Here is a 13,674-nt window from a genome sequence, read left to right as displayed (position 1 = left end):
TCAGTGCGGCCGGGCCGGCGAGGCGAATCGGTTGCCGAGCGAGGTTGCACGTGCAGAAACAGGTGCAGCGGGCGCTGAACCGCTCCACGCGACGATGTGCCCGATCACCAGAGCGAACAGGATGCCGCTGCTGGCAGCGGCCACGATTGCGTTGGAATAGAAGCTCAAGACCAGAAAGCTCAGCACCGCACAACGCAGGGCTGCCAGCTTTGCGATGTCGAGAGGGGTCGACACACGCCCCCCAATGCGGCGCAAGGCTCGCCACGTAAAGCCGAAGATGCTCAGATAGATCAGCAGGCCGGCCAGTCCAAGATCCCACAAGAGGGTGGATACGGCCGTCAAACCGATGTCAATAAATCCGAACTGGCGCGCCAGGTGGCCAACCACCAGCGCACCAGCACCGTAATACGAACTGCCCAGGCCGTGACCGAAGACGGTGTGCAAGGGATCGCCGGCCGACTGCTGGTGCCACCAGAAACTGAGCGCAGTGCTGCGGTTCAGCGTGAAGGTCTGGCCGCTGTAGCCTAGCTGCCCGAAGTTGTAGGCCAGGGTCACCGCCAATCGATCTTCGATGCTTTGGCCAGGCTTTCCGGTCATGCTCAGGTACAGCAGGGCCAGTCCAGCGGCAGCCGTGGCACCCACCACCAGTAGCAGCAGGGTCGTGACCGGGCGCGACTTGAGGTAGCGAGCCTGGGCCACGAGCAACAGCATGGGTAGCAGCAGCACCACGATCTTGGTTTCGCCCATGCCCAGCGGCAAGGCGGCCAACACGGCCAAGCCCGCGATTCGTGTGCGTGGCAGGGCACGTTCACGCCATGCCACCATCAGGAACATCAAGACCACCAGCAGAAAGGCGGCCATGGCAGCACTCTGGCCACCGCCATCAAGCGTGGCACCGAACGTACCCGCCACCACATCCACTGGCACCACGCCGTGGCCCATGCCCACCCGCTTGGGCATCAACACCCAGCGTTGGTAGATCGCAAACACGATCTGGACTCCGGCCAGATAAAGCAACCAGCGCAACCACCGCGCGCGGTCAGCCACGGCAAAGGGCATTACTGCCAGCGCGAACAACAGCCCCCAGTATTGGAAATAGCGCTTGAAACCGGCGGCCACTTCGAACGGCCCCGAACCATTGGCCAGTGATACCAGCAGGGCGTATGCAACGAACAGCAAGGCGGCCAGGGCCGGAGCGCTGTCAATTTGCCGCACCTTGGTCGCGGCATGGCCTGCAAATGCCATTCGGCGCCCGAGCAAGGAGAACGCAGCATTGGCAAACAACAACAATCCCAACCCACTGAGCAACCAAGAGATCTTGCCCAGCGCTGGCAACAACAACACAACCACGCCATCCACTGCCAGACCGAGCACCAGCAGCAGGCTCACACTGATGCGTGGAGCGGCGGCCAGAATCGACGCGCCGACCGCAGCAACGACCAGGCCGATGATCGGTGGGCTGTTGCTAAGCACCGCGACCACAGACAGCAGGATCAGCACAACCGTGCCCATGGCGATAGCTACATGGGCGGCCATCGGCGCGCGAGGAAACTGAATCTTCATGAGGCGCACTTCATGTCGAGGGTCGCCAGCATCCCCGGCGGTGCCCCGTCGATGGCTGCGAGGCACGCCACACGAGCGGAGTCGGTGGGATCCATCGGGAACTTGCGGGCAAAGAACTTGCCAGACCGCTGCCAAACGGCTTGGTCAGCGAGGCCAAGCGTGTCGGGGCCGTGAATTCGCTGTGACCAGTTAACGTAGTGGTTGAAGTCAACAATGCGATCAAACGCCGAATTACCGATTGCCGTATGCACCACGGCCTCGTCCGAATTGCGGCAACCCGCGAAGTGCGCCATCAGATCGGGCCGGGTGTCGACGAAGTTCAAGACATGCTCGGCCGCCCTGCGGCTCAGACAGAACCAGGTGCTGCCGACGTAGCACTGCAGACCGTCCACAAAAGGATGTCGATTCAAGGCGCGTGAGGTCAGCGCCCGAAACAAGGCCCGCCGAGCGGCTTGCACGACTGACCGCTGATCTGACGCCGCAGGTGGGCAGACTGCCAGACCCGATACCAGCACGCGCTTGGATGGATCAAGCGCACTGCCCGGGGCACGCAAGGGGTCAACCACGCGGCCAATGAGCTTGCGCACAAACGGTCTTGTGACCAAGCTGCGCCAGGCAAAGTTCAAGCGCCCTATGTCGGTGGCCGGCGCGCCGATGCGGATAAGCCCGATGCAGGCATCTGGCCGAATAGCAGCCAGAAATTCCTCGAACTCGACAAGCGGGCGAATCGGCAGGCAACTTTCAGACAGGAGTTGCAAGTAGTCGAACTGGGTTGATTCGACGGCATGGCGCAGCACTGCGAGGATTGCCAATGTCTGGCCCCACGTTCCCCAGCCAGTCGCCACATGCGGCCGCACGACATGACAGCGCGGATGCGTTACAGCGACTGTTGGGTGCTGCCCGAAGTCATGGTGCAGAACCACCGCATGCCGTTGCCCCAGCACATCGACCAGTTGCTGCAACGCGGCCTCGTGAGCCGATGCGGAAAGCACCCCGAAGGTGATCTGGATGGCCATCGCTTCACCGATCAGCCAAATGCCAAACGGGCAGGGACCGGTTCGCACCGCGCTGCGTTCACGCTCATCACCAATTCGCGGCCATCAATGCCGCGTGGGCACGCCTGCCGGTTCGGACTCGCCCAGAAAACGCCTGAGTTCGTTGGCGGGCAACCCAGCAACCATTTGCTCGACAAACTGCTGCTGGATGGCAAATGCCTTGTCGGCTGCTGTATCAATCGACGAGACCCGTATCAGCATCCCCTCAGGGATTCGACCGGTTAGACCATGCTTGATGGTCAGCAGCTTTCTCTGCAGCCCGTAGCCCGTCACCTCGCCACCAACGACCAGCCAATAAGTAATCGGCTCATTCCGGGCGCCCGAGCCAGCCACCATGCGCTTCACGCGAATGACACGCGACCCCACGGCGAGATCGCCAGACTCCGGCTTCTGCCGGATGTCAAAGCCCTGAGCCGGGTAGCAAACCTCAGGCCGGTGGTAGTTCATGCCATCAGTTTGCGAACCACCGAAAGCCAGTGACAGCATTACCCGATAGCCGTCCGCATTGCGGTAGGTGCGGGCAAGCGTCTTGTCGTAGGTGCTGTCAATGACTTTCTGCAGATCCGGGCTGGGCGGAACCGGAACGATGGACCGGTCTACTTCCCACTGCCCGAATGACGGGGGCACTATGGCCTCCAAATCGGGAACACGACCGCGTTGTGGAACTGGCTTCATGGCCCAAGCCATGACAGAGGCGATAGCCATTGCTACGGCGATCACCAAAGCCTTGCGCAGCGTCGGAGTCACTTCAGAATGCCTCGCTTGGCAAGGTGCTCCAGCCCATGATCTACGGACAGAATCATGGCAAGGGCGGCCAAGAACAGAACCATGCCGGAAAAGCCATGCAGGAAGCCCTGCCCCGCTTCGTCCCCGAAGTGGTAGGTGATCAACACCAAGATGCAAACACGGATCACGTTTGCTGCAAAGCTGATGGGAACGATCAGCGTTGCCAGCGTGAGGTTTCGCGACAGGGAGTCGTGCCTCTGCAGATTCAGATACAGCAGACCCAGCGCCTCAAGCGTGAACAACGAGTTTAGACCTGCACAGGCATCTGCAACCAGCAACTGGTACTGGCCCACGTTGAGAATCACACCCGATCGCCCAACCGGATAACCCAGCCAATGCAATAGGTTCGCCGCCACGGCAGAGACAGCCGACTTGAGTGGCGCCGTCACCCAGGCGACGAAGTCCGAGGGAAGCGGACACATGAAGAGCAGAAAGAACAATGGGAACCAGGCGAGACGCAGCGCACTAAATCCACCGAAGATGATCAGCAGTGCTGCCAAGACCACGATCTGGGAACCCACCTCGAAGATGGCGACGTCTTGCGACCTGCCAACCACGTAAAGAAGCAGGCCAAACACCAGCAGCAAGTTACCAGTCAATGCCCGCATGGGAGCGGATATAGCGGCCAACTTGGGCCACAGCCGGTAGAGCAGCCACGCGCTTACTACGAGAATGATCGGACCGTGACCCTGCTCGTCAGTTGCCCACACCTTGTCGGCAAGCCATAGGTACGTAGGGCCGAACATGGCAAGCCAGCCGGCTACAAGTACCCCCGCGGTCGCGAGCGAAGAGCGATCAAGCACTTCCCAAGGTTTGCCTGGCGGAGCTACAGATCCTCCGGGCCGGTCGGCATTCATCGGACGATGCGATCAGAACTCGTTGAACACCACCCCCGCCACCTTGGCCGGGGTTTCTGACAGGTTAGCCACCAGATCCTGCAGCGATGTGACACGCCCCTGGTTCTTGCGCGCCACCACCAGCGCGGCACCGCAGCGCGCCGCGATCACGGCGCTGTCGCTGCCGTAGCAGGCCGCAGGGGTGTCCACCACCACATGGTCAAACTTGGTCAGCAGTTCGCGCATCAGCAATCCGAACGCCGGACGCTCGACAAGTTCCAACGGATTCGGGGGGGTGGTGCCCACCGGCAGCACGAACAGGCTGGGCACGCCAGGCACCTGCTGGATAACCTTGCTTTCGGCCCGGCCGCTCAGAATGCCTGACAGGCCCGCCTGGTTGGCCACGCCGAACACGGCATGCTGGCGCGGGTGGCGCAGGTCAGCATCCACCAGCAGCGTGCGGCCACCCAATTGGGCCAGCACCACGGCCAGGTTGGCCGCAAAGAAGGTCTTGCCGTCGCCGCTGTCGGGGCTCACCACCGCGATGGCGCGGCGATCCTGCCCTTCGTTGAACAGCCGCATCATCACCTGGCTGCGGATGGCGCGAAAGCTTTCGGCCTGCACGCCGAACGGCTGGTTCAGCGCCACCAGTTCGGGGTTGGCCTTGCGCTGGTCTTCGGCGGCGTAGGGGTAGTGGAACTGCTGGGCCAGCGCGAACATCACGTCGTCGTTGCTGGCAAAACCCAGGGCCACGGCGGCCTCGCCAAACCGCACACCTTTGTCGCGCTGGTGGCGCACGATCTTTTCCACCTGGTCGGCGCTCAGGTGGCGCAGATCGGCCAGGATGGCGCCGATGGAGCGGTCGGTCACGGTGCTGTCTTGGAACGCGGTCATCACAGGCTCCGGCCAGTCTCAGGCGCCGGCAGCGACAGGGCTTGCGGCGAATGCAGCGCGGGGCGTGCGGGGTTGAAGCGCTTGGCGCCGGGCTTGGGCAGCGTGCCCAGCACCGGCAGGCCCAGAGCGGCCACGGCGTCTTCAGGCGCTCGCACGCGCCGGTCGGACAGTTCCAGCAGCAAGGCCACACCCACGGCCAACAGCAACCCCAGGAAGACGGCCAGCGCTGTGTTCAGCAGCAGCTTGGGGCTGGCATGGTCAGCAGGTGGTTGGGCCATGGTGAGCACGTTCGCATAGCTCTGGGTGTTCTGGGCTTCCAGGCCGGTCTGGTTCAGGCGCACCACCAGGTTGTCGTAGATGCGCTGGGCGTTCTCCACCTCGCGCTGCAGCACCATGCCTTCGTCACGCACGGCCTTGAGTTGCAGCACCTTGGCACGCTGGGCTTCAAGCGCCGCGCGCACCTGGGCTTCCCGCCCCTTGTTGATGGTGTTGCTGACGCCCACGCCACCGGTCACCCGCTTGGTCTCGGCATCCAGGCGGGCACGCAGTTCAGCGATGTTGGCCTTGGCTTCCACCACCTGCGGGTTGGCATCACCCAGGCGCTGGGTCAGTTCCTGCAGCCTGGCTTCGTTGCGATTGAGTTCAACCTTCAGCCCGCCAATCACCGGGTTGTTCAGCACTTCCTGCAGTCGATCGGCCTGCGAGCCTTGGGCCTGCGACTGGCGGCTGGCACTTTCAGCCGACACGGCCTGCAACTGGGTCACCTGGCTGCTCAGTTCATTCAGGCGGGCATTCTCGACATCCAGGCGTTCGTCGGTGGCGATGATGCCCTTGGCCTGCTGGTAGGCCGAGAGCTTGCCTTGCGCCTTCTCCAGCGCGTCGCGCGCGTCCTTGGTTTGGGTGTCGAAGAACTTCTTGAAATTGGCCGCCGGGTCGGCACGAAGTTCCAGCGTGGTGGCGATGTACGCCTGGGCGAAAGCGTTGGCCAGGCCCGCGGCAAAGCGCGGATCAGGGCTCTTGTAGCTCACCGTGATCACGTTGCTCTCGCGGCTGGGCTTCACATCCAGGCCCTTCTGCAGCAGATCGATCAGGTACTGCTCGAACGTGCCCTTGCCGTTGGCCTCGCTCTGCCACTGCTCACGCAGGCCCGCGTTGTCGGTCAGCTTCAGGTCCTTGATCACGCGCAGCGCGACGCGGTCGCTGCCCAGGATGTCGATCTGCGTGGCCATGAAACTGGGCATGGCCGCCGTGGGATTCATCATGGCCGTGATCGGATCCGGCTTGACGTCGATCACCACGCTGGCATCGGCCTTGTACTGCTTGGGCAGCAACAGGCTCACCGCCACCGTGGTGGCCACCACCAGCGCAAACACCAGCAACGCGGCCCATTTGCGCGCGCGCAGGATCGACAGGAATTGTCCGAAGGTCATGTCAGTCCCAACTCCAGATGATCAGAACAGGCTTTCGCGCACGTACACCACGTCGCCGTCCTGCATCTTGTCGTCCATGGCCGGTGCGATCACCTGCACCTTGCCGTCGGCCGTCTTGCGGTGCACGCGGATGCCCTTTTCGGTGCCGCGCTGGGTGAGGCCGCCACCGGTGGCCAGCGTCTGCATCAGCGTCAGGCCACGCTCCAGCCGCATGGGGCCGGGGCGCTGCACCTCGCCGTAGATGTAGACCAGCGGCTGGCGCTCCACCCACACGGTGTCGCCGTTCTGGATCAGGATGTCCTGCGCCTTGCCGCCCTGGGCGAACACGGTGGGCAGGTCGATTTCCAGGCGCATGGGCTGGCCGTTGCGCGTGCCGGTCACCACCACCATGTCGCTGCCGTTGCTGGCCGTGCCGCCGGCCATGGCCAGCAGGTCGGTCAGGCGCATGTCGGCCACCTCGATCGGGTAGCGGCCGGGGCGGTTCACCTGGCCCAGCACGCTGGCTTGGTTGCCGCGCACCTGCAGCACCACCAGCGTGACCTGCGGGTTCTTGACGAAGTTGCCGTTGCGCAGGCCGTCGGCGATGAGCTTCTCGGCGGCGGTGACGGTCAGGCTGCCCAGGCGCACGGTGCCCAGCAGCGGGTAGCTGACGATGCCCGCCTCGGTGATGCGGGTCTCGAGCGTGAGGTCGGGGTTCTGGTAGACGCTGATGCGCACCACGTCGCCTGCGCCCAGCCGGTACTCGGCCGCGGCATTGGCGGCCGGCGCGGTCTGGGCCACGGCGGCGGTGGGCAGGCCGGCGCACAGGCCGAACACCAGGCTGCCGGCCGCGGCCAGCAGGGCAAGACGGGGGTGGCGCATCGTGGTCATCACTTCTTCAGGCCCATGCCCTTGCTGATGTCGGCGTCGCTCAGGCCCGCGCTGGCGGCAGGGGCCGGGGCGGGCGCAGGCGCGGCAGCGGGTGCTGCGTCGGCCGCCGGGGCCGAGCCCGGCAGCGCCGGGACGCCGGCCGGGGGCACGCCCTCGCCGAACTTGCCCACGTACTCGATCTTGGCCTTCTCGCGCAGGCCCTTCACATCGGCTTCCAGCAGCTTGCGCTTGCGCTCGTTCAGCAGGAACTGCTCGATCGCGGGCTTGGCCTGCTCCAGGCTCACCGGCTGGCTGCGCGAGCCGGCCAGCACCACCACCTGCACGCCGTTGGGGCCCTGGTTCAGGATGGCCTGGCCGTCCTGCAGCTTGGCCAGGGTGTCCAGGCTTTGCAGCGGCAGTTGCTCGGCGGCGCGCACGGCCTGGTTGCCGGCGAACTTGAACTCGTTGGCCTTCAGGAACTCGACGAACTCGTTGATGTTCTTGGCGGCGGTGAGCTTCTCGCGCAGCTGCGGCACCTGCTCGGGTTTGGCCTCGACGGCAATCTCCTGCAGGCTGTAGATGCGGCGTTCCTTGAACAGCGCGGGCTTGTCGTTGTAGTACTTCTCGATCTCTTCGTTGCTGGGCTTGGCCGCGCCCTCGCCCACCTTCTCGAGGTAGGCGCGCGCCAGGATCTCGCGCTTGGCGGCTTCCAGCTGCTGCACCACGCGCGGGTCGCGGTCGAGCTTGAGTTCGTCGGCCTTCTGCAGGGCCAGCTGCTGATCGATCAGGCGCTGCAGGATCTGCTTGCTGGCGGCGTCGGCCTGCTCGGGCTTCAGGCCGCGCTGCTGCTGCAGCACGAAGTTGATCTGGTGGACGGTGATCTCGTCGCCGTTGACCTTGGCGGCGGTCTGGCTGGCGGCCTTGTCCTTCTTGTCGCCGCAACCGGCGGCCAACAGGGCCGTGGCGGTGGCCAGCGCCACAAGGCTCAGGCGCATCAGGCCACGAGAAACGCCATGCTGGCGGGCCGGGGTGGTGTACGTCGTCATGTCTTATGCAACTCCTCGGCCCCGATTCAGGCCCAACTGCATGCAAAAGCCGTCCCAATGCCGGCTGAAATGCCTGTCACAAGATCGCCGGCAAAGTGTAATGGTGATCCATGACGGCTCTGGGACAGCCAACCTTCAAGCAAGGGGGCGACACAGCCTGGGGGCGTGAGGTAGTCACGGCAGCCCCTGTGCAGATCGCACGGGCGGTGGCGCCATCAGTCAGCGACCACGCGGCGCTGGATCAGCATTTGATGCCTACGTGCAGCGCCACCACCCCACCGGTGAGGTTGTGCACGTCCACATGGCCGAAGCCCGCGCCCTTCATGATGGCCTTCAACTCGGCCTGATCGGGGTGCATGCGGATGGATTCGGCCAGGTAGCGGTAGCTGTCGGCGTCGTTGGCCACCAGCTTGCCCATCAGCGGCAGCAGCTTGAACGAATAGAAGTCGTAGGGCTTGCGCAGCGGCTCGGCCACCTTGCTGAACTCGAGCACCAGCAGGCGGCCACCCGGCTTGAGCACGCGGCACATCTCGGCCAGCGCACCGTCCTTGTGGGTCATGTTGCGCAGGCCGAAGGCCACGCTCACCAGGTCGAAGTGGTTGCTGGGCAGCGGCAGCTTCTCGGCGTCGCACACCAGGGTGGGCAGCAGCAGGCCCTCGTTGGTGAGGCGGTCGCGGCCGGTGCGCAGCATGGCCTCGTTGATGTCGGTGTGCAGCACCAGGCCGGTCTCGCCCACCTGGCGCGCAAAGGCGCGGGTGAGATCGCCGGTGCCGGCGGCAATGTCGAGCACCTTGTCGCCGGCCTTCAGGTTGGCCACGGCCACCGTGTACGCCTTCCACGCCCGGTGCATGCCCATCGACATCAGGTCGTTCATCAGGTCGTAGTTCTTGGCGACCGAATCGAACACCCCGCGCACGCGCTTGGCCTTGTCGGCCTCGTCGACGGTTTCGTAGCCAAAGTGGGTCTGGGCCATGGCGCTGGTCTGTTGGCAGAAGTGGGCGGGGGCTCAGTGGTGGTGGCCGCAGGCGCCGCCGGACTTTTCCACCATCGGGGCGTCGCGCTCCAGGCCGGCCTCGGCCAGGCGTTCAAGGTACTGCTGCCACAGCGCATCTTGCTGGGCGCCCAGCCTGTACAGATATTCCCAGGTGAAGATGCCGGAATCGTGACCGTCGCTGAAGGTGGGCTGCACGGCGTAGTGGCCCACCTGCTCGATGGCGTGGATCTCCACGTCGCGCTTGCCGGTCTGCAGCACCTCCTGGCCGGGCCCGTGGCCCTGCACCTCGGCCGAGGGCGAGTACACGCGCAGCAGCTCGAAGGGGATGCGGAAGCTGGCACCGTCGTCGAAGCCGACTTCCAGCACCCGGCTGGCCTGGTGCACGGTGAGCGCGGTGGGTTGCGGCAGTTCAGGGCGGGCCATGGTGTCGGACGGATGCGGTGTCAGGTGGGCTGGCAGTGTAGCGCCGGGCATGCTGCGCCGCGACATGCCGCGCGGGTGGCCCTGTCACCGAAGGCAAGCGCCCCAAATGCTTGCAGGCAACAGGGTCGGAGAAACAGGCATTGAAGCCGTTCGGCGACTCGGTGGATCATCCGGCGCTTCGACGCCACGCCGCCTGCGGCCATCGCCATGCCCGAGCTCCACGTCAACGGCCAACGCCGTCCCCACGACGCCGAACCCGACACCCCGCTGCTGTGGGTGCTGCGCGAGCAGCTGGGGCTGACCGGCACCAAATATGGCTGTGGCGTGGCCCAGTGCGGCGCCTGCACGGTGCACATCGACGGCGTGCCCACGCGCAGCTGCGTGATGCCCGTTTCGGCCATCGAGCCCAGCCAGAAGATCACCACCATCGAGCACCTGTCGCCCGACGGCAGCCATCCGCTGCAAAAGGCCTGGGTGGCGCTGGACGTGCCGCAGTGCGGCTACTGCCAGAGCGGCATGCTGATGGCCGCCGCCGCCTTGCTGAAGGACAAACCCAAACCCTCCGATGCCGACATCGAGGGCGCCATCAGCAACCTGTGCCGCTGCGGCACCTACAACCGGGTGCGCGCCGCCATCCGCCAGGCCGCCGGCATGGACGCGCCCGCCGCGCCGCAGGTGATTCATGTGCAGCGGGGGGCCAAGGCATGAACGCGCCAGACATCACTCGCCGGGGCTTCCTGGGCACGGTGGCCGCCACGGCGGGCGGCTTCTCGCTGGGCTTTGCCACCACCGGCGCCGCGGCCCAGGGCGCCACGCCCGAGATCAACGCCTGGGTGGTGGTGCAGCCCGACGAGCGGGTGGTCATCCGCATCGCCCGCAGCGAGATGGGCCAGGGCACCCTCACCGGCCTGGCGCAGCTGGTGGCCGAGGAGCTGGGCTGCGACTGGGCGCGCGTGAGCACCGAATACCCCACGCCGGGCCAGAACCTGGCGCGCAAGCGGGTGTGGGGCAATTTCTCCACCGGCGGCAGCCGCGGCATTCGCGAAAGCCATGACTACGTGCGCAAGGGCGGCGCTGCCGCCCGCATGATGCTGGTGCAGGCCGCGGCCCAGGGCTGGGGCGTGCCGGCCACTGAATGCCGTGCCGACAAGGGCGTGATCACCCATGCCAGCGGCAAGCGCACCACCTACGGCGCCGTGGCCGCGCTGGCCGCCACGCTGACGCCGCCGCTGGAGGTGCCGCTGAAGGACCCCAAGGACTGGACACTGGCCGGCCAGCGCCTGGCCCGGCTGGACACGGTGGACAAGACCACCGGCCGCCAGGTCTACGGCATCGACCTGCAGCTGCCCGGCCTGCTGAATGCGGCGATCAAGGACTGCCCGGTGTTCGGCGGCACGGTCAAGCGCTTCGACGCCGCCGCCATCAGCGGCCGGCGCGGCGTGAAGAAGGTGGTGCAGGTGGGCGACAGCGCCGTGGCCGTGGTGGCCGACACCTGGTGGCGCGCCAAGAGCGCGCTGGACGCGTTGCCCATCGAATGGGATTTCGGCCCGAACGCCAAGGTGCAGCAGGCCGATGTGGACGCCCTGCTCAAGGCCGGGCTGACGGTGCCGCCGCAGCAGGCCGCCTCGGTGCAGAACAAAGGCGACGTGGCCGCTGCGCTGGCCGGCGCGGCCCGGCGCATCGAGGCCGTGTACGCCTACCCGCACCAGAACCACGCCACGATGGAGCCGATGAACGCCACCGCCCGCGTCACGGCCGATCGCTGCGAGGTGTGGACACCCACGCAGAACGGCGAGGCGGCGCTGGCCGCGGCATCGGAGGCCTGCGGCCTGCCGCCCGCGCAGTGCGAGGTCTACAAGATCCACCTGGGCGGTGGCTTCGGCCGGCGCGGCGCGGTGCACGACTGGGTGCGCCAGGCGGTGCTGATTGCCAAGGCCCTGCCCGGCACGCCGGTCAAGCTGATCTGGAGCCGCGAGGAGGACATGACCCACGGCCGCTACCACCCGGTCACGCAGTGCCGGCTGCAGGCCGGGCTGGACGCGAACGGGCAGCTGCAGGCGCTGCACATGCGCATCTCGGGCCAGAGCATCCTGGCCGGCGTGTTTCCGCAGATGGTCAAGGACGGCAAGGACCCGGTGGCCTTCCAGGGCCTGAACGATGGCGGCGGCGAGGCCATGTTCGGCTACACCGTGCCCCACCTGCTGATCGACCACGCCATGCGCAACCCGCATGTGCCGCCGGGCTTCTGGCGCGGCGTGAACCTGAACCAGAACACCATCTACCTGGAGTGCTTCCTCGACGAGATCGCCCACGCCACGCAGCAGGACCCGCTGGCCCTGCGCCGCAGCCTGATGAAGAACCACCCCAAGCACCTGGCGGTGCTGGAGGCGGTGGCCCAGCGCGCCGGCTGGGGCAGGCCGGCGCCCGATGTGGGCGGGCAAAAGGTGTTCCGCGGCCTGGCGCAGTGCCACGGCTTCGGCAGCTATGTGGCGGCGTGCGCCGAGGTGTCGGTGTCGAAAGACGGTGAGCTCAGCGTGCACCGCATCGTCGCGGCCACCGACTGCGGCCACGCGGTCAACCCGCAGCAAATCGAGGCCCAGGTGGAAGGCTCGTTCGCCTACGGCCTGAGCGCGGCGCTGCTGGGCGCCTGCACGGTGAAGGACGGGCGCATCGCCGAGACCAACTTCGACACCTACCCGGTGCTGCGCCTGGCGCAGATGCCCAAGGTGGAGACCATCGTGATGCCCTCGGGCGGCTTCTGGGGCGGCGTGGGCGAGCCCACGATCGCGGTGGCGGCGCCGGCGGTGTTGAACGCGATCTTCGCGGCCACCGGCATCCGCATCCGCGATCTGCCGCTGGCCAAGCACAGCCTGAAGCGTGCGTGAGCCGCGGCGTGCGCGCCAGCGGGAATGCCGACGCACCGGCCTGGGCACGGCGCTGCTGCTGGCCGGCCTGGGCGCCGGCATCGGCACCGGCACAGGCGCCCAGGCCCAGCCGGTGGGCGACCCCACGCGGGGCGCGGCCATCGTGGCCAGCCGGCAGCAGGGCCTGTGCGTGCTGTGCCATGCCGTGCCCGGCCAGCCCGAGGCGGCCATGGGCAACCTGGGCCCGCCGCTGCACGGCGTGGGCGCGCGCTACACGGCCGAGCAGCTGCGCCAGCGGCTGGAAGCGCCCGAGCGCTTCAACCCCGACAGCGTGATGCCCTCCTACACCCGCACCCAGGGCCTGCAGCAGGTGGCGCGCGCGCGCCAGGGTGAGCCGCTGTTCAATGCCCAGCAGCTGGCCGATGTGGTGGCGTATCTTTCACGTCTGAAATGAGCCGCCCCCCGCCTGCCACCCGGCCCTGCGCCATCCTGCCCCGCCGTGAGCTGCTGGCCACCGGCGCGCTGCTGGCCCTCAGCGTGCGCCCGGCCGGTGCGCAGCTGCTGGAAGAGACGCTGCAGCGCGCCATCCTGAACTTTGCCGCCGGGGTGCCGGTGCGCGAGGGCCGCGTGGCGCTGGACGTGGCGCCGCTGGTGGACAACGGCAATGCCGTGCCGGTCACCGTGACGGTGGACGTGCCGCAGACCGTGGCCGCCCACGCCACCGAGATCGCGATCTACAACGAGAAGAACCCGCAGCGCGACGTCATCCGCTGCCAGCTGTCGCCCGCCAATGGCAAGGCCGAGCTGAGCACGCGCATCCGCCTGGCCACCACGCAGCGCCTGGTGGCCCTGGCGCGGCTGAACGACGGCAGCGTGTGGCAGCACACCGTCAGCGTCGTCGTCACGCTGGCGGCGTGCATCGAAGGCGAATGAC

The 13,674-nt window shown here is 66.6% G+C and carries 14 protein-coding genes; 4 read left to right on the top strand and 10 right to left on the bottom strand.

The genetic code is table 11. The features are described from left to right. From AACH10_RS07720 to AACH10_RS07675, 10 genes are all read right to left on the bottom strand, one after another. Nucleotides 1-1,563: a hypothetical protein gene (locus AACH10_RS07720; protein ID WP_341409789.1), complete on the bottom strand. Its 1,563-nt coding sequence runs from the start codon at nucleotides 1,561-1,563 to the stop codon at nucleotides 1-3. Beyond that, nucleotides 1,560-2,579: a beta-1,6-N-acetylglucosaminyltransferase gene (locus tag AACH10_RS07715; RefSeq protein WP_341409788.1), complete on the bottom strand. Its 1,020-nt coding sequence runs from the start codon at nucleotides 2,577-2,579 to the stop codon at nucleotides 1,560-1,562. The genes AACH10_RS07720 and AACH10_RS07715 overlap by 4 nt, the downstream gene beginning before the upstream one ends. 84 nt (nucleotides 2,580-2,663) lie before the next feature. After that, complete coding sequence (epsI, locus tag AACH10_RS07710; protein ID WP_341409787.1) at nucleotides 2,664-3,365, bottom strand: exosortase-associated protein EpsI, B-type; 702 nt, start codon at nucleotides 3,363-3,365, stop codon at nucleotides 2,664-2,666. Beyond that, the gene (gene xrtB, locus AACH10_RS07705) at nucleotides 3,362-4,261 is read right to left on the bottom strand and encodes an exosortase B (protein ID WP_341409786.1); all 900 of its coding nucleotides are present in this window, start codon (nucleotides 4,259-4,261) and stop codon (nucleotides 3,362-3,364) included. The genes epsI and xrtB overlap by 4 nt, the downstream gene beginning before the upstream one ends. Nucleotides 4,262-4,273: 12 nt before the next feature. After that, nucleotides 4,274-5,134, bottom strand: coding sequence for a polysaccharide biosynthesis tyrosine autokinase (locus AACH10_RS07700; protein WP_341409785.1), 861 nt, complete (start codon nucleotides 5,132-5,134; stop codon nucleotides 4,274-4,276). Beyond that, complete coding sequence (epsF, locus tag AACH10_RS07695; protein ID WP_341409784.1) at nucleotides 5,134-6,564, bottom strand: chain length determinant protein EpsF; 1,431 nt, start codon at nucleotides 6,562-6,564, stop codon at nucleotides 5,134-5,136. Before epsF ends, AACH10_RS07700 begins: the two co-directional genes overlap by 1 nt. Nucleotides 6,565-6,585: 21 nt before the next feature. Then, nucleotides 6,586-7,425, bottom strand: a complete 840-nt coding sequence (gene epsE, locus AACH10_RS07690) for a polysaccharide export protein EpsE (RefSeq protein WP_341409783.1) — start codon at nucleotides 7,423-7,425, stop codon at nucleotides 6,586-6,588. Between the two features lie 8 nt (nucleotides 7,426-7,433). Further along, on the bottom strand, nucleotides 7,434-8,459 hold the full coding sequence (locus AACH10_RS07685) for an EpsD family peptidyl-prolyl cis-trans isomerase (protein WP_341409782.1): 1,026 nt from the start codon (nucleotides 8,457-8,459) through the stop codon (nucleotides 7,434-7,436). 241 nt (nucleotides 8,460-8,700) lie between these two features. Next, on the bottom strand, nucleotides 8,701-9,432 hold the full coding sequence (ubiE, locus tag AACH10_RS07680) for a bifunctional demethylmenaquinone methyltransferase/2-methoxy-6-polyprenyl-1,4-benzoquinol methylase UbiE (protein WP_341409781.1): 732 nt from the start codon (nucleotides 9,430-9,432) through the stop codon (nucleotides 8,701-8,703). 33 nt (nucleotides 9,433-9,465) lie between these two features. Beyond that, on the bottom strand, nucleotides 9,466-9,876 hold the full coding sequence (locus AACH10_RS07675; protein ID WP_341409780.1) for a gamma-butyrobetaine hydroxylase family protein: 411 nt from the start codon (nucleotides 9,874-9,876) through the stop codon (nucleotides 9,466-9,468). A gap of 207 nt (nucleotides 9,877-10,083) precedes the next feature. Here AACH10_RS07675 and AACH10_RS07670 point away from each other — a divergent pair, with 207 nt between their 5' ends. The 4 genes from AACH10_RS07670 to AACH10_RS07655 are packed head-to-tail and all read left to right on the top strand — an operon-like array spanning nucleotide 10,084 to nucleotide 13,673. Beyond that, complete coding sequence (locus tag AACH10_RS07670) at nucleotides 10,084-10,584, top strand: (2Fe-2S)-binding protein (RefSeq protein WP_341409779.1); 501 nt, start codon at nucleotides 10,084-10,086, stop codon at nucleotides 10,582-10,584. Next, nucleotides 10,581-12,761: a xanthine dehydrogenase family protein molybdopterin-binding subunit gene (locus AACH10_RS07665; protein WP_341409778.1), complete on the top strand. Its 2,181-nt coding sequence runs from the start codon at nucleotides 10,581-10,583 to the stop codon at nucleotides 12,759-12,761. The genes AACH10_RS07670 and AACH10_RS07665 overlap by 4 nt, the downstream gene beginning before the upstream one ends. After that, nucleotides 12,754-13,194: a sulfur oxidation c-type cytochrome SoxX gene (soxX, locus tag AACH10_RS07660; protein WP_341409777.1), complete on the top strand. Its 441-nt coding sequence runs from the start codon at nucleotides 12,754-12,756 to the stop codon at nucleotides 13,192-13,194. Before AACH10_RS07665 ends, soxX begins: the two co-directional genes overlap by 8 nt. After that, on the top strand, nucleotides 13,191-13,673 hold the full coding sequence (locus AACH10_RS07655) for a SoxY-related AACIE arm protein (protein WP_341409776.1): 483 nt from the start codon (nucleotides 13,191-13,193) through the stop codon (nucleotides 13,671-13,673). Before soxX ends, AACH10_RS07655 begins: the two co-directional genes overlap by 4 nt. Nucleotide 13,674 lies beyond the last annotated feature (1 nt).

Origin of the sequence: Pseudaquabacterium inlustre (assembly GCF_038066595.1) — a bacterium.
In the GTDB taxonomy this organism is placed as follows: Bacteria; Pseudomonadota; Gammaproteobacteria; order Burkholderiales; family Burkholderiaceae_C; genus Pseudaquabacterium; species Pseudaquabacterium inlustre.
The sequence above is the reverse complement of the archived record's forward strand: the minus strand, read 5'-3'. Positions and strand labels throughout refer to the sequence as shown.